At 60.9% G+C, this 13,857-nt stretch carries 18 protein-coding genes and 3 tRNA genes; 12 read left to right on the top strand and 9 right to left on the bottom strand.

Going from position 1 to position 13,857, the window contains the following annotated elements; all coding sequences use genetic code 11:
- Positions 1-7: 7 nt before the first annotated feature.
- The 4 genes from BM279_RS15040 to BM279_RS15055 all read right to left on the bottom strand — a co-directional run bounded on the left by BM279_RS15040 (position 8) and on the right by BM279_RS15055 (position 2,436).
- Positions 8-574: a hypothetical protein gene (locus BM279_RS15040; RefSeq protein WP_093504956.1), complete on the bottom strand. Its 567-nt coding sequence runs from the start codon at positions 572-574 to the stop codon at positions 8-10.
- A gap of 3 nt (positions 575-577) precedes the next feature.
- Positions 578-1,522 carry a hypothetical protein gene (locus BM279_RS15045; RefSeq protein ID WP_093504958.1) on the bottom strand — a complete coding sequence of 315 codons (945 nt, stop codon included), beginning with the start codon at positions 1,520-1,522 and terminating at the stop codon, positions 578-580.
- Positions 1,523-1,633: 111 nt separating this feature from the next.
- A complete protein-coding gene (locus BM279_RS15050) occupies positions 1,634-2,008 on the bottom strand; it encodes a hypothetical protein (protein ID WP_093504960.1) in 375 nt (124 codons plus the stop codon).
- A gap of 68 nt (positions 2,009-2,076) precedes the next feature.
- Positions 2,077-2,436 carry a helix-turn-helix domain-containing protein gene (locus tag BM279_RS15055; protein WP_167363154.1) on the bottom strand — a complete coding sequence of 120 codons (360 nt, stop codon included), beginning with the start codon at positions 2,434-2,436 and terminating at the stop codon, positions 2,077-2,079.
- A gap of 84 nt (positions 2,437-2,520) precedes the next feature.
- Here BM279_RS15055 and BM279_RS15060 point away from each other — a divergent pair, with 84 nt between their 5' ends.
- Both BM279_RS15060 and BM279_RS15065 read left to right on the top strand, forming a co-directional pair.
- Positions 2,521-2,721 carry a DNA-binding protein gene (locus BM279_RS15060; RefSeq protein WP_093504964.1) on the top strand — a complete coding sequence of 67 codons (201 nt, stop codon included), beginning with the start codon at positions 2,521-2,523 and terminating at the stop codon, positions 2,719-2,721.
- A complete protein-coding gene (locus tag BM279_RS15065) occupies positions 2,721-3,227 on the top strand; it encodes a YmfL family putative regulatory protein (RefSeq protein ID WP_208604539.1) in 507 nt (168 codons plus the stop codon). The genes BM279_RS15060 and BM279_RS15065 overlap by 1 nt, the downstream gene beginning before the upstream one ends.
- Positions 3,228-3,231: 4 nt before the next feature.
- On the opposite strand, the gene BM279_RS23395 is transcribed toward BM279_RS15065, so the two are convergent.
- A complete protein-coding gene (locus tag BM279_RS23395) occupies positions 3,232-3,372 on the bottom strand; it encodes a hypothetical protein (RefSeq protein WP_167363151.1) in 141 nt (46 codons plus the stop codon).
- Between the two features lie 76 nt (positions 3,373-3,448).
- Between BM279_RS23395 and BM279_RS15075 the strand changes: the two genes are divergently transcribed.
- From BM279_RS15075 to BM279_RS15115, 9 genes are all read left to right on the top strand, one after another.
- Complete coding sequence (locus BM279_RS15075) at positions 3,449-3,643, top strand: hypothetical protein (RefSeq protein ID WP_093504968.1); 195 nt, start codon at positions 3,449-3,451, stop codon at positions 3,641-3,643.
- 124 nt (positions 3,644-3,767) lie between these two features.
- Positions 3,768-4,061, top strand: coding sequence for an Ogr/Delta-like zinc finger protein (locus BM279_RS15080; protein WP_093504970.1), 294 nt, complete (start codon positions 3,768-3,770; stop codon positions 4,059-4,061).
- Positions 4,058-4,270 (top strand): hypothetical protein, encoded by a 213-nt coding sequence (locus BM279_RS15085; RefSeq protein ID WP_093504972.1) that lies wholly within the window; start codon positions 4,058-4,060, stop codon positions 4,268-4,270. Before BM279_RS15080 ends, BM279_RS15085 begins: the two co-directional genes overlap by 4 nt.
- 57 nt (positions 4,271-4,327) lie before the next feature.
- Positions 4,328-4,558: a hypothetical protein gene (locus tag BM279_RS15090; protein ID WP_093504974.1), complete on the top strand. Its 231-nt coding sequence runs from the start codon at positions 4,328-4,330 to the stop codon at positions 4,556-4,558.
- A gap of 5 nt (positions 4,559-4,563) precedes the next feature.
- A complete protein-coding gene (locus BM279_RS15095) occupies positions 4,564-7,275 on the top strand; it encodes a toprim domain-containing protein (RefSeq protein ID WP_093505117.1) in 2,712 nt (903 codons plus the stop codon).
- Between the two features lie 51 nt (positions 7,276-7,326).
- Positions 7,327-8,154, top strand: coding sequence for a hypothetical protein (locus tag BM279_RS15100; protein ID WP_093504976.1), 828 nt, complete (start codon positions 7,327-7,329; stop codon positions 8,152-8,154).
- A gap of 175 nt (positions 8,155-8,329) precedes the next feature.
- Complete coding sequence (locus tag BM279_RS15105) at positions 8,330-8,683, top strand: hypothetical protein (RefSeq protein ID WP_093504978.1); 354 nt, start codon at positions 8,330-8,332, stop codon at positions 8,681-8,683.
- 74 nt (positions 8,684-8,757) lie between these two features.
- A complete protein-coding gene (locus BM279_RS15110) occupies positions 8,758-9,012 on the top strand; it encodes a hypothetical protein (protein WP_093504980.1) in 255 nt (84 codons plus the stop codon).
- Positions 9,013-9,120: 108 nt separating this feature from the next.
- Positions 9,121-10,287: an Arm DNA-binding domain-containing protein gene (locus BM279_RS15115; protein WP_093504982.1), complete on the top strand. Its 1,167-nt coding sequence runs from the start codon at positions 9,121-9,123 to the stop codon at positions 10,285-10,287.
- Between the two features lie 133 nt (positions 10,288-10,420).
- Here BM279_RS15115 and BM279_RS15120 read toward each other — a convergent pair.
- The 3 genes from BM279_RS15120 to BM279_RS15130 form a co-directional block, all read right to left on the bottom strand.
- Positions 10,421-10,505, bottom strand: a tRNA-Leu gene (locus tag BM279_RS15120).
- Between the two features lie 61 nt (positions 10,506-10,566).
- Positions 10,567-10,642, bottom strand: a tRNA-His gene (locus BM279_RS15125).
- A gap of 38 nt (positions 10,643-10,680) precedes the next feature.
- Positions 10,681-10,757 (bottom strand) — tRNA-Arg (locus tag BM279_RS15130).
- 267 nt (positions 10,758-11,024) lie between these two features.
- On the opposite strand from BM279_RS15130, the gene folD reads away from it, so the two are divergent.
- Positions 11,025-11,879: a bifunctional methylenetetrahydrofolate dehydrogenase/methenyltetrahydrofolate cyclohydrolase FolD gene (gene folD, locus BM279_RS15135; protein ID WP_093504984.1), complete on the top strand. Its 855-nt coding sequence runs from the start codon at positions 11,025-11,027 to the stop codon at positions 11,877-11,879.
- Positions 11,880-11,928: 49 nt separating this feature from the next.
- Here folD and BM279_RS15140 read toward each other — a convergent pair whose 3' ends face one another.
- A complete protein-coding gene (locus tag BM279_RS15140; protein ID WP_093504986.1) occupies positions 11,929-13,854 on the bottom strand; it encodes a UvrD-helicase domain-containing protein in 1,926 nt (641 codons plus the stop codon).
- Between the last annotated feature and the right edge of the window lie 3 nt (positions 13,855-13,857).

The raw sequence follows: 13,857 nt of genomic DNA on the forward strand, positions 1-13,857 counted from the left end.
GTTTGCGCTACTCGTGCAGCTTATATCCTAAATAGTAAAGCCCCCAAAAAGTGGAAATCACCATTTGACATAAAAGCAAAAAATAAATCCCAATAAGAGACACACCAATGAGGGAGTCCAGACTCAAACGATAAAACGACGTACCTACCAAGCCAGTACCGTAAGAAATCAGAAAAATTGAATAGACTATCAACAGTAAGCTTTCAGCTGTTAAAAACGCAAACAGCATCGCGAGAAACCGGCGACGCGTGAGACTTACCAAGTTCTCTGAGCCACGGAATTTAATCCATATCTTGGGCGTAGGCTCAGGCAACACGCTGTCTATATCCGCCCGCCCAAATGTTGCAATTGCCGCCAGAGCCGCAATATAAAACCCTGGCAGGGATTGTATAAAAGAAAGCACTAGAGAGATCACGCCACCACTTCCCATAACGCCTCTGAAGCCATTATAGGCACCCATAAACCACAGTATTAGTACCGTAAACACAACTGGATAGAGCCAATCCACAATCCATTTATAAGGATGGCGAATGGCCAAGTATCCAAATGGACGCAACAACTGATCCAAGAGCATAAATTACCCCATCAGCGCGAGAACTTCTTTGAGTATAAACGGACTCACACGCTCTAGACTAGTTGTATTAACCATCGGAGCGTGAATAATATGTCGCTTTACATATTTATGCGAATCTACCAGCTGGCCAGTATCCGATGCAATAGTTGCATCTCTAGGCTCACCAGCCTCATTCTTGAAACTAATACGAATATGATCGTATTCCTTACCATTCTTATAAACTTTATTACGAACCTGCCGGATGGCGGCCGCTATATCACCTAACTTATCAGGGGCCGGTTTGAGTTGAATAGAGCGTTTGTGTTCAACAATTCCGCCCCGCTCATCCCAAGCTGCGCCAACCTCCGAAAAGCTGACAAGCTCCATGCCAGATAAAGTACCCGCGTTAATATCGCGCTCAAAATCCTCTGAAGGGTGCCCTTGCAACTCAACAAAGTGGTTCCAATTAACCATTATTTCTTCACCCTTAGCAGTCTTAGCTCTACTACTGTGGGCAATTTTAAACTTATCCTTAAATTCCAGGCGGCAGCGGCGAATCAAATATCGAAGGTACTCGGCCATACTGCTGGCATGAAGGCCTGAGCCATAAACAGTCTCTAGAACGCAAAGGTAGTAATTATCGCCCTTCACAGGGTCTAAATTAATTACTACGTGTGCCGAGTAATCACCGCCATGGCCTGGCGGTTTTTCGTGCACTACACGGCTCTTAATATCGGGATCGCTGGACACGGCATCAGGCGCATTCGGGTCGCTGCGATTGATCAGAAAAACGGCTCGCTCGCCCTCATACTTAAAATCTGATATATATATCCGGGCAGTTTTATCAGACTGCCCCTTCTTTACAATACGATCACCGCCATTATAAAGCTGCTCTATATACCCAACCAACTCACGGAGTGGTTTAGGATCTGCTTCGTAGTCGTCCTCCTTCCCTTCAGCACGAGACATCCCCCTTGCCGTGATCCTCAAATCGTAAAAAGTCGCTGTTCGATGCATCTCACCCGCCCCTTGCTGCTTGGCTTTTTAATTATCTGTCAGTTAACAAAGCTGGTAGAACGACTAATTCCAGCGAGTGCGCTCTAAGATAAATGCACCCGACGCATCACCTTTGAGCTGCCCCAGCTCGACACAATCCACCTCTCCACCTTCGAATACATATCCCTGGCGGCCGTGGCGATTCAGCACTTTCACTTCCTTAACGCCCGACCAACTGCCCTTATTCATCCACAATGAGCCGCACACGCCGCTACCAAGCACAGCGTGGTAGATCTGATCGGTTACGCGATTCTCGTCGGTGATGATCTGCAGCGTGCCGTTCGATAGGGTCACCTCTAAAGGCGCCCAGGCTTGCAGGTTGCGGGTTATGACGTCAGGTGCAGGAGCAGCCGTTGCGGCTGTGCTTGTAAGTGCTAGCGCGGCAATAATCTTTTTCATGGGTTCCTCCCCTTCTTCCAATGAAACGCCGGCCACCTTGGCCGGCGAGCGAAATCCAGTGCGGCGATCTACTTGTCGCCGTTCACTTCATACCGCCCAGCCATCTCAGCGAGGGCATTAACCATATGGCTGGTGTGGGTGCGCTGGGCATCCGACAGGCGGCGATAGTCCGCCAACAGGTGCGATTCATCGGGCGACAGGTCGCCTACCTCTGCCGCCTCACGAAGGCCAGTCAGCACATAGGTCACATCAACGCCCAGCGCTTGGAGCCCGCTCAGATAGCGGATATCCGGCGAGCTGCTTCCAAGTTCGTAGGCTTTTTGAGTGCCACGGCTGACGCCTGCCGCCTGACCAAAATCAGTCTGGTTTTGGCCCAGCCGCTCGCGTTCTTCCCTCAGGCGTTCACCCACACCCGATGCGATGAGCATTTTTTTGATCAAAATAATTTGACTTGAACAGTTTTCTGCCCAAGAATCCCTGTTAGCAAACACGATTAAACACGGATGAACACTATGCACGGCCCGTTATCTCCCGAGCAAGCTCGCGCCAATCTTGAGCGCCAAGGGAAAAGCCTCGCCGCCTTTTGCCGCGAGCATGACTTGAACAGAAATCTGGTCAGCGACCTGTTGAACGGTCGCAAGAAAGGGCGCCGTGGCGAATCGCACCGAGCTGCAGTGCTGCTCGGCATCAAAGACGGCGTGGTGACACAGTAATGGCTACCACCCCCCGTAAAAACCAGAAGCGCAGCGCCGCCGTTCTAGAAACGCGCCGCCAGGTCATGAGCGCGGTGATTGCCGCCTTCCCGGGCGGCCGTGAGTCTGCCGCCGCCCGCCTGGGCCTGCCACTCAAGAAGCTGGACAACCACCTGTACGAGAACGCCGGCAGCCAACCGCTGACCGACGCCCAGGTGCACCAGCTCGAGCAACAGGCCGGCACCGCCTTTCTTGCGGACTACATCTGCCACCTCTACGGCGGCGTGTTCGTGCCCATGCCAGAGCAAGGCGAGCTGGACAACCTGGAGCTGTACGCCCGTGGCCTGAGCACCAGCCAACTGCGCGGCATGGTCGACCAGCTGATCGCCAAGTCGCTCGACGACGGCGTTATCAGCCCGGACGAGGTGCAAGCCATCCTCGCCGCCCACCGCCAGCACATCGCCGCGCGCCACAGCGAAATCACCGCCGTGATCGTGCTGCACAGCAAAGGTGGGGAGGTGTCGTGACGGGTCAGCCCTTGCCGAGCCGCGAGCGTATTTCCTTGAGCGCGGTGGCCACGTCCTCGACGGCGAAGCGGATGTCTTCGGCATTCACGGTGATACGGGGCTGCAACCCGTTCTCAGTGAGGCGCTCTTCCTCGCGTCCATTCATGGCCTTCACCAACACGTCGTGCCGCTCCACGAGTCGCCCGACCAGCCTCTCAACTTCCTTTCGCGTGTGATACCCCATGACCTACCTCAATGACGATGTACGGAAACAGTTGGAGCGCGTGCTGGATAGAGCCCAGCAGCGCCTGGACACCCTACGGCAAACCGTTGCATCCACCAATCCAGACGACAACGGTTCAGCCTTGCGCATCGCCATAGGGGACGCGATGACGCCTCTGCAGATCGCAGCGGAAATAGCAGAACCGTTGACGTAAGGCACTACGAAACACCCGCCTGACCCTGGGGAACCCAGGGCAGGCACAGGACATGATCTAGGCGCTGGATGCGTCGCCATTTAACCGGCCCAGCCGGTGCCGCGACTAGCGGCGGGGAGACAGCTTGAGTACGTACAAACTGGTATGCCCGGCATGCCACGGGAGCATGCGCATCCGTACCAGCGTGGGGCAAACACCGTGCTTCCGCTCCACGTATTACCAGTGCCAGAACGTGGCGTGCGGCGCCACGTTCAGCGGCTCGGTAACGATCGATTATCAGCTCAGCCCGTCCGGCCTTGCACAGCCGCTGATGGTGCTGCCGGTCGCCCCGGCGGTGGAGCGCATGAAGGCCCTGCGCGACAACGCCAAGGCCACGGACCAGATGGACCTGCTTGCGGCACTGGAGGAAGCGGTATGACCCAGCTCGACTACATCGACGCCACCGACTACCGCACCCGCATGCAGGGCTGCGCCCAGGCCTTCATCGAGCAGCACCAGGCCGAACACCTGAGCGGCGACCCACAGTTGTTCGAGCGCACCTGCCTGCACCTGGTGCATGCCCTGGAGGTGCCCTTGTTCATGGCACCGCGCCTGGCGCACCTGGCCCTGAGCCAACACACCCAATAACCCCGTTTTCACCCAGCCCACGCCGTGGGTTTGGGCAAGTTGCGCCCGGAGCACGCCATGCACGTACACATCGAGCTGACCCAACCCATCGCCGAGGCCTGGCTGCAGCGCCTGCGCAGCGAGCTGCGCGAGGGCTTCCAGCAGCATTGGTATGACGATAAATACCGCGACGTGCCAGTCGGCATGCGTAGCGCGCGCATCCTGCAGGACTACCCCGCCCTCGCCGGCCACAAGAAGACCATCGGCGTGCTGCAGGTAGCGCTCAAACAAGCGGAGCAACGCACGTGAAGGCGATGGATAACGCCGTGCGCGCCGAGGTGCTGCGCCGGCTGGAAACCGAATACAACCTGCAGCCAACCAAGGGCACCAAGTACCTGCGCAAGGGCGTGTGCCCCAGTTGCGGCAAGCGGGAGCTGTATTCGCGTAGCGACGAGCCGTGGTTCATCAAGTGCGGCCGCGAGAGCAAGTGCGGCGAGCAGTGGCACATCAAGGAGCTGTACGAGGATCTGTTCGACGACTGGAGCACTCGCGCGCCGGCCACCGATGCTGCGCCCAATGCCTCGGCCGACAGCTACCTGCAGTTCGCTCGCGGCTTCGACCTGGCGCTGATCAAGGGCTGGTACACCCAGGAGAACTTCTGGAGCCGCGAGGCCGGCGCCGGTAGCGCAACCGTGCGCTTCGCCCTGGAGCACGGTGGTTACTGGGAACGGCTGATTGACCGCCCGCACCGCTTTGGCAAGCAGAAGGCGCGCTTCGCCCCAGGCAAGTCGCCCAAGGGCTACTGGTGGTGCCCGCCGTGTGTGGACCTGTCCGAGGTAAAGGAGCTGTGGATAGTCGAGGGTATCTTCGACGCTATCGCCCTCACCCACCATGGCATCGCCGCCGTGTCGGCCATGAGCTCGGGCGCCTTCCCGTTCGAAGCCCTCAAGGAACTAGCCCGCAACCGCGGCGGCAAGCTGCCGGCACTGGTGTGGGCGCTGGATAACGAGCCCGGCGCACGCCGCTACATTCGCAAGCATGCCGCCATGGCCCGCGAGCTGGGCTACAACTGCAACGCGGCGCAGATCCCCCAGCGGGACCGCAAGGTGGACTGGAACGACCTGCACCAGCGCTGGCAATTCATCGACAACGCCGAGCAACGTGCGGACCGCATCCACCGCGATATCGAGGAAGCCCGCTACCACGGCTCCCTGCTACTGGCCGAGACCGCCGCCGAGAAAGGCGTGCTCATGTACGAATGGCGCGAACGCTACGAATTTCACTTCGTCTTCGAGAACCGCCTGTACTGGTTCAAGATGGACCTGGAGAAATTCAACAAGGCCATGCAGCAGCTGGAGGGCTCAGACCGCCACGAAGACCAGTTGCTCGACGACAAGCAGCGCCGCGAAAAGGCGCTGCGCCAGTGCGGCGGCGTGGTGGAGATCGCCAACTGCTACCCCGAGGCGCTGTACTTCCAGCGCAACGAGGTCACGGACGAATCCTGGTATTACTTCCGGGTGGACTTCCCGCACGACGAACCCACCGTGCGCAACACCTTCACCGGCGGCCAGGTGGCGGCTGCCAGCGAGTTCAAGAAGCGCCTGCTGGGCATGGCCGCCGGCGCGGTGTTCACCGGCAGCGGCGCCCAGCTCGACAAGATCATGCGCGACCAGCTGTTCGGCCTGAAAACCGTACAAACCATCGATTACGTGGGCTACAGCCGCGAGCACGGCTGCTACGTGTTCGGCGACCTGGCGGTGCGCAATGGCCAGCTTGAGCGCGTGAACGCCGAGGATTACTTCGAGTTCAAGAAGCTGCGCCTGAAAACGCTGCAGAAGTCGATCCGCATGGAGATCAACGGCGACGCCCACGACTACCGCACGGAGTGGCTCGACTGGCTGTGGCTATGCTTCGGCGCTCAGGGCCTGGTGGCCCTGACCTACTGGTTCGGCTCGCTGTTCGCCGAGCAGATCCGCGCCGAATTTCAGTCTTTCCCGTTCCTGGAGGTGACCGGCGAGGCCGGCGCGGGCAAGTCCACACTGCTGATGTTCCTCTGGAAGCTGCTCGGCCGGCAGGACGAAGAAGGCGACGACCCGCTCAAGATGACCAAGGCCGGCCTGCGCCGCTGGCTGAGCCAGACGGCCAACATGCCGGTGGTGGTGCTCGAGGCCGACCGTAGCGACCCCGAGGGTGGCCAAGGCAAGGCCTTCGACTTCGACCAGTTCAAGCCGCTGTACAACGGCCGCGGCCTGGGCCTGACCGGGGTGAAGAACGGCGGCAACGACACCAACGCGCCGCCCTTCCGCGCTTCCCTGGTGTTCAGCCAGAACGCTACGGTCGCAGCCTCCGAGGCAATCCTCACGCGCATCGTCAAGCTGCACTTCATGCGCCCCACCGTCACCAGTGCCAGCCGCGCCGCGGCGGACAACCTCAACCACCTGCAGGCCAGCGACGTGAGCCACTTCCTGCTGCTGGCCACCAAGGCCGAACAGAAGGTGCTGGAGGTGTTCCGCGAGCAGGTGAAGGTGCACGAGCAAACGCTGCGCGCCATGCGCGAAATCCGCGTGGAGCGAATCATCAAGAACCACGCGCAGATGCTCGCCCTGCTCGATGCGCTGCGCCTGGTGCTGCCCATCACCGACGAGCAACTGCGCACCACCCGCGAAGAGCTGCTGGCCATGGCACTGGACCGCCAGGGCGCCATCAACGCGGACCCGGACGAAGTGCGCACCTTCTGGGACGTGTACGAGTACCTGCAGTCGCTCAGCGATGACCCGGTGGTGAACCACAGCAAGAAGCCGGACCTGATCGCCATCAACCTCAACGAATTCGCCGAGCGCGCCGCCGAGCACAAACAGAAGCTGGCCGACGTGGCCACCCTGCGCACGCTGCTCAAGCTCAGCCGCTCACGCCCTTGCCTGGACACCAACCGCGCCGTCGACAGCGCCGTGCGCAGCGCCTTCAACCAGCGCAACCCGCTCGCCCAACGCCCAGCCACCGTGAAGTGCTGGGTGTTCAAGGCGTAACACCGCCCAGGCGCTGCAACGCCCGGGCAACAACCCCAAAGGAGAAGCACCATGCAAAACCAACAAACCCCGAAATGGCTGGAGCTGTTCACCACCGCGTTCGGCGCCAAGGGCCTCGTCGCCCTGGCCTGGTGGGCCGGCGCCTACCACGCCGAGCGCATCCGCAACCTGCAGGGCACGTACCCCATCCTGCAGATCAACGGTGACGCGGGCAGCGGCAAAACGACCCTGGTCGACAACCTGTGGCGGCTGTCCGGCAAGCCCGCAGACACCGTCTTTCAGACCAACGCGACCTTTGCCGCACTGATCAGCAAACTGGCTAAGGCGGTCAACCGGCCTGTCGTCGTCGACGAGTCCGAACGCCCAGCCCCTGGATACGAGCCACCGTTCGAAGCCTGCTATGAAGCGGGCACCGTACTGCGCAGGTGGGCGGTCATGGGGGAACCAGAGTCAAGGGAGGTCAGCTTTCGCGGCGCGCTCGCCATCGTCGGTGGCGATCACCCGGTGCTGCGCTCGCGCTCCATCGCGCTGGATCTGGATAGCTCGGCACGCACCGCTGACAACCAGGCCGCAGTACAGGCGCTCTACGCGCTGCACATCAGCGACCTCGCTGAGTTCCTGACCAAGGTGCAGCAGCACCAGGACATGGCCGTCTTCTGCATGGGCAAGGCCGAAGCGCTGGCCTACGAGCTGGCCGACCAGGTGAATGCGCAGCTCAAGATCCGCGACGCCCGCAATCACGCCCAACTGATCGCCCTGCTCGACTTCCTCGACATCCTGTTCCACGTCCCGGCCGCCGCCCTGGAAGCGGCGAAAGCTCACGTACGCGTGATGGCCTGGCACACCGTTGGCCGCACTCGCGGCCCGATCGAGGACTGAGCCATGAACGACGAAACCCCAAGCAGCGTCATCGCCACCCTGATCGGCAGCGGCATCGCCCTGCTGCTGCTCGCCGCCGGCGCCAACGCCACCCCCGACCTGCTGCTGGCCCTCACCCACTGACCCAACCGCCCAGGCGCTGCAACGCCTGGGCGACACCCGAAGGAGAAGCACCATGCTCAACCTGGAACTGGCCATGGCCTTTGAAGACTGGGCAAAGCCCCGCGGCTACGACATGCAGCGTAACCCTGCAGACCAGCAGTTTTACAACGTCGAAACACGAGCTGCATGGCTCGGATTCGAAGCGGCACACGGCCCGGACGGCTGCCGCCCCTATGGCCAGCAGCTGTATGCGGTGATCAAAAAGTCCAGCCAGTACGCTCACCAGGGCGACAAGTTATTTCCCGTGCGCGTGGCTGCGGCGCCCTACGGCGACTACATCGTGCACGGCGGCGTGGGCGGCGTGTACCGCAAGAAGGACGTGGATTTCTACGTGATCGAGGACGGCAAGCAATACCGCCTCAGCTGACACCGGCCAGACCGGAAAAGAGCGGCGCCGGGGGCTGCAACCCCCGACGCCAACCACCCCAAAGGAGAAGCACCATGCAAGCACATCAACCCCAAGGCGGCGGCGCAGAGCCTACCACACCGCCAGCCCGCACCAGGCCCCCACTCGCCGGCAGCCGCCTGGATATGTCCAGCATCTGCGACATCTGCGGCAAGGCCCGCTCCACCCGTAAACACGCCAAGTGCAGCCGCATCCGCCAGAAGATGAAAGACGCCTACTGGCAAACTCACATGGCCGAGCAAGCCGCGAAGAAACAGGCCAAGCAGGAGCGCCGCCGTTATGCGCGCTAGCGATCCATAGGGCGGCTAGAACACCGTCAAATTCATTCTAGGCCCGGCAACGGGCCGCACTCATTTGCGGCCCATAGACTGGGCTTTTAGGCTTTTCCCGAGGCACCAATGGCAGACGGCGTTGAAGTACGCGGCAACCGCGTGCGTGTGTATTTTCGGTACGAGGGCGAGCTCTGCCGTGAGCCAATCCCCGGTACCGCGACCAAGGCAGTGATAGCAAACGCTGAACGTCTGGTCGGCATCATCAACTACGAAATCGCATCGGGCACCTTCAGCTACGCCCGGCATTTCCCCAACTCACCCAGGCTGGTAGGTAATACCTTGGGGCACTTTATGGACCTATGGTTGGATATCAAGCGCAACGAAATGGCGCCGTCAGGCTTCCGCACCTACAAGAGCAAGCTGGAGAACCATATCCGCCCACGCTGGGGCTCACACCAGGCCGACATGATCGACCACCTGGACCTGCAAGCCTGGCTGCAAAAGGAACTGCTTCCGAAGCTGCACAACAAGACGGTCCGCGAAATCCTGAACATCATGCGGCAGGTGTACGTGATCTACAGGACCCGTAACCGATCAGCCCACGACCCAACTGAGGGTCTGACCGTTCGCCTGCCAGACCCTGACGAAGCAGACCCATTTACGCGCAATGAGATCCGGGACATCCTGCAAGGCCCGTCAGAACGCCAGCAGGAACTGAATCTGGCTCAATTCATGATCTGGGCAGGCCCAAGGGTGTCCGAGGCAATATCGCTCGCCTGGGAGGACGTGGACTTGAAGAACGGCACGGTGAAGTTTCGGCGCTCACAGGTGCGCGGCCATTACAAGGTGACGAAAACCCGGCGATCAACACGTGAGGTGCGCCTGCTGCGGCCAGCGCTGGAGGCACTGCTGGCCCAACGGAGATTCACGGAGAAGTGCCGACCGGTGCAAATCGAGGTCACCGACCGGGACAACAAGACGAAGAAGCGACAAGCGGTGCGGTTCGTCTTCCACTGCACCACCACAGGCGCCGCTCACTCAAGCTCAGACATGCTGCTCAAAGGCTTCTGGAAGCCGCACCTGCATGCGGTGGGCGTTCGCTACCGTGGGCCGAACAACTGCCGGCATACCTACGCGAGCCAACTGCTGAGCACCGGCGCGGTGCCGGTGGACTGGATCGCCGAGCAGATGGGCCACACCTCTACCGCCATGATCTGGCGCCACTACGGCAAATGGATCAACCGCGACGGTGCCGACATGATCGGCATTCTGGAGCGCGACTTGGAGCTGTAAATCGCCCCGCCAGAAACGACAAAAGGCAGCCTTCGCAGGCTGCCTTTTTCGTTCGCTGTTCCCAAAGTGTTCCCAAATCCGTTCCCAATTTAGGGTAGATCGGTCTACAGCCCTTTGAAATCAGCTACTTACATGGTGCGGACGGAGAGACTCGAACTCTCACGCCTTGCGGCGCTGGAACCTAAATCCAGTGTGTCTACCAATTCCACCACGTCCGCGTGGTAATACATTTTCCAAACAAAAACGCCAGGCTTTTTAGGGCCTGGCGTTTTCAGAATATGGGGTGGACGAAGGGGATCGAACCCTCGACACCAGGAGCCACAATCCTGTGCTCTACCAACTGAGCTACGCCCACCATATTGCTTTACTGCTTACTTGTGCCGACACACCTAGTGGCGCACCCGGCAGGACTCGAACCTGCGACCATCCGCTTAGAAGGCGGATGCTCTATCCAGCTGAGCTACGGGCACTTATCCATCCACCATAGCAGACTTCAAGCTTCGACCAGCGCAACCACTTTCGTCGCTGCTCTTGCCGCCTCACCCTGTGAGGTGCTGTGCTCGCCAAGTGGTGCGCATCTTATAGAGGCACCCTGAAGGCGTCAACACCCAAATCGAAAAAAATTCAGTTAGATAAAGGAGTTACACCAAATCTGCGTTCTGCCGCCTTTGCCCTTCCTTAATGCCATGCGAGAATGCGCGTCCTTTTTTCTCCCTTTCGATGGTTAACCAAGCGCAATGACCGCACAACTGATAGATGGCAAAGCGATTGCCGCCAATATCCGCCAGCAGATCGCCCAGCGCGTCGCCGAACGACGCGAGCAGGGGCTGCGCGCACCCGGCCTGGCAGTGATCCTGGTCGGCAGCGACCCCGCCTCTCAGGTTTATGTCGCGCACAAGCGCAAGGATTGCGAGGAAGTCGGCTTCATCTCCCGCGCTTATGATCTGAGCGCCGAAACCAGCCAGGACGAATTGCGCGACCTGATCGACTCGCTCAACGAAGACGCCAGCATCGACGGCATCCTGCTTCAGTTGCCGCTGCCGGCCCACCTGGATGCTTCGCTTCTGCTCGAGCGTATTCGCCCGGACAAGGACGTGGACGGCTTCCATCCCTACAACATCGGCCGCCTGGCGCAGCGCATGCCACTGCTGCGCCCCTGTACGCCGAAGGGCATCATGACCCTGCTGGCCAGCACCGGCCAGGATCTCTATGGCATGCACGCGGTGGTGGTAGGCGCCTCGAACATCGTCGGCCGCCCGATGGCCATGGAACTGCTGCTGGGCGGCTGCACGGTGACGGTCACCCATCGCTTCACCAAGGACCTGGCCGGCCACGTGGCACAGGCCGATATCGTCGTGGTCGCCGCAGGCAAGCCGGGCCTGGTCAAGGGCGAGTGGGTCAAGGAAGGCGCGATCGTCATCGACGTCGGCATCAACCGTCAGGCCGATGGCAAGCTGATCGGCGACGTGGTCTACGAGACCGCCCTGCCCCGCGCCGGCTGGATCACCCCGGTGCCCGGCGGCGTTGGCCCGATGACCCGCGCCTGCCTGCTGGAAAACACCCTGCACGCCGCGGAGCACCTGCACGCCTGACGCTCTGTGCTAGCTGCAAGAACGGCGCCCAGGTGGCGCCGTTTTCATTTCAGCCCAGTGAGCGTGTGGCGCCCTGGGGTTTGCGCACGAACCACAGCACCCGGCTGACGCCTCGGGTAACGGCCACATAGCCCAGGCGCAGGCTTTCGTCCGCTATCGCCTGGTCGTAGCTGTTGGCGAAGAAGCCACAGTAGGCATATAGCGCGTTACGCAGTGGATGAGGCGTAGGCGGCAGGCAGTCGTCGACGATGATCGCCACCTCGGCCTGCAGCCCCTTGGCGCGGTGAATGGTATAGGCCTTTACCGGCAACTTGCGGTCGAGACCGGCCTGAACGTCCTTCAGGGTGTCATTGCGGCGCCCCAGTAGCAGCACCGCGGTGCGCTCTCTGGAGCCGATGTCACGCGCATAGGCGCATTGCGCTGCGATGGCCCGCTGCAGCTCACCCATGTCACGGGCCAGGTCGAACGGCGTCATCAACTTCACGCCATGGCCGCCCGCCGGTGTGGGGCGGATCGGCGTGGTCACCTTGTCCTGCTTGAAGGCCACGGCGTCGAGTATGGACTCTGCGTCGCGAATCACCGGCTCGATGGAACGATAATTGGCTTGCAGCAACAGCACCGCACTCTTGCCCTTGCCTTTGCTCGGAAAGTGCCGATCGAAGGCCATGAACAGCTCCGGGGAACTGCCCCGCCAACCATAGATCGACTGCCAGTCATCACCGATGGCCATCAGGCTGACAGCCGTGGCCGTGCCGGCCAGGCGCCGGTGCAGTGCCTGCAGCCATTGCACGATCTGCGGCGAGATGTCCTGGAATTCATCGATCAGCAGATGGGAGAAGCCCTGCAGCGCCTCCGCACTCAAACGCCCATCAGCCTCATCGAGCATGTGCGTCAGCTGCTGGAAGGCGCCATTGAAGGTCATCAGCCCTTGCTGGCTCAGTTGGCCACCAAAGGCCTTCCAGAATGCCTGCAACGCCAGGAGAAAGGTTCGCTCGGCTGGCGAGCAGGCCAGCGCGGCTACCGTCATCCGCTCGATGGGTATGCCGATGCTCTCGATGAAACCGGCCTGGGCGTAGAACACCTCGAACAGCGGCGCGGCATGCAGCTCACCCGCCAGCCGGAACGGGTCCATGGGCGCCTTCGGCAACGCCTTTTGCGGATCGGGCAGCGGGGAGCCGAGCAGCTCGTGAACCCAGCCGCGGAAAGTCGGGTCATCGGCATAGCAGGCCTGATAAGCATCCTTGAGCAGGCGTGTTTGTGCAGACCCCAGACGCCCTCCCCCCAATGGGTTGTCCGGCTCGCTCGCCGACGCGCGTTTATCACCCAACTGCTCGAACCAGGCGGGATTGCCCAGAACCTGGCGCGCCAGCACGCCCATCGCGGAATGAAAGGTACGGACGCACGGGCCGACATCCGCCGAGAACTGCCAGAAGCCGAGCACGCTCACCAGTCGTTCACGCAGCTCGGCGCAGGAGGCGTTGGTAAAGGAAATCACCGTCAATCGTTCAGGCTCGACATTCAGGTGACAGAGCATGAACACCACCCGCAGCACCAGGGTGGTCGACTTGCCTGAACCCGCTCCGGCGAAGATCCGCGTCAGCGGCTGGCGACAGAGAATCATCGCCCACTGCTCGTCGGATGGCGCGCCGATAACGCCCGCCGCGACGGCCCGCGCCAAGGTCTCGCGCATCGCCTGCTCCTGGGCTGCGGTTACCTTGATCGCCGCTGACGAGTAGATGCCGGCGCTAGCGCGCCTTACCGGCTTTTTTGTTGCCGGCTCTCCCTTGGCTTTGTCAGCGCTCACCCGCTTGGCAGCGCGTTTTGTTGCTGCGCTCTTCTTCTGCGCCAGCGGCTTCTTCGCCGCGACCTTTGCGCGCTCGGAAGCAGCCTGCTTCTCGGCCTCGAGGTAGGCGGCGGTACGCGGGAAGTAGCGAGTCAGGGCACTGGAGAGCAGCAGTTTGTAGCGGGTCAGCATGGG

Origin of the sequence: Phytopseudomonas straminea, assembly GCF_900112645.1 — a bacterium.
Classification (GTDB): Bacteria; Pseudomonadota; Gammaproteobacteria; order Pseudomonadales; family Pseudomonadaceae; genus Aquipseudomonas; species Aquipseudomonas straminea.

What these genes read in the sequence shown, in the direction of transcription:
- BM279_RS23395 (WP_167363151.1), bottom strand. Translation starts at nt 3,372, where the DNA reads ATGAATGGACGCGAGGAAGAGCGCCTCACTGAGAACGGGTTGCAGCCC.
- folD (WP_093504984.1), top strand. Translation starts at nt 11,025, where the DNA reads ATGACCGCACAACTGATAGATGGCAAAGCGATTGCCGCCAATATCCGC.
- BM279_RS15060 (WP_093504964.1), top strand. Translation starts at nt 2,521, where the DNA reads ATGCACGGCCCGTTATCTCCCGAGCAAGCTCGCGCCAATCTTGAGCGC.
- BM279_RS15115 (WP_093504982.1), top strand. Translation starts at nt 9,121, where the DNA reads ATGGCAGACGGCGTTGAAGTACGCGGCAACCGCGTGCGTGTGTATTTT.
- BM279_RS15110 (WP_093504980.1), top strand. Translation starts at nt 8,758, where the DNA reads ATGCAAGCACATCAACCCCAAGGCGGCGGCGCAGAGCCTACCACACCG.
- BM279_RS15140 (WP_093504986.1), bottom strand. Translation starts at nt 13,854, where the DNA reads ATGCTGACCCGCTACAAACTGCTGCTCTCCAGTGCCCTGACTCGCTAC.
- BM279_RS15065 (WP_208604539.1), top strand. Translation starts at nt 2,721, where the DNA reads ATGGCTACCACCCCCCGTAAAAACCAGAAGCGCAGCGCCGCCGTTCTA.
- BM279_RS15045 (WP_093504958.1), bottom strand. Translation starts at nt 1,522, where the DNA reads ATGTCTCGTGCTGAAGGGAAGGAGGACGACTACGAAGCAGATCCTAAA.
- BM279_RS15040 (WP_093504956.1), bottom strand. Translation starts at nt 574, where the DNA reads ATGCTCTTGGATCAGTTGTTGCGTCCATTTGGATACTTGGCCATTCGC.
- BM279_RS15105 (WP_093504978.1), top strand. Translation starts at nt 8,330, where the DNA reads ATGCTCAACCTGGAACTGGCCATGGCCTTTGAAGACTGGGCAAAGCCC.
- BM279_RS15090 (WP_093504974.1), top strand. Translation starts at nt 4,328, where the DNA reads ATGCACGTACACATCGAGCTGACCCAACCCATCGCCGAGGCCTGGCTG.
- BM279_RS15100 (WP_093504976.1), top strand. Translation starts at nt 7,327, where the DNA reads ATGCAAAACCAACAAACCCCGAAATGGCTGGAGCTGTTCACCACCGCG.
- BM279_RS15085 (WP_093504972.1), top strand. Translation starts at nt 4,058, where the DNA reads ATGACCCAGCTCGACTACATCGACGCCACCGACTACCGCACCCGCATG.
- BM279_RS15050 (WP_093504960.1), bottom strand. Translation starts at nt 2,008, where the DNA reads ATGAAAAAGATTATTGCCGCGCTAGCACTTACAAGCACAGCCGCAACG.
- BM279_RS15055 (WP_167363154.1), bottom strand. Translation starts at nt 2,436, where the DNA reads ATGCTCATCGCATCGGGTGTGGGTGAACGCCTGAGGGAAGAACGCGAG.
- BM279_RS15095 (WP_093505117.1), top strand. Translation starts at nt 4,564, where the DNA reads ATGGATAACGCCGTGCGCGCCGAGGTGCTGCGCCGGCTGGAAACCGAA.
- BM279_RS15075 (WP_093504968.1), top strand. Translation starts at nt 3,449, where the DNA reads ATGACCTACCTCAATGACGATGTACGGAAACAGTTGGAGCGCGTGCTG.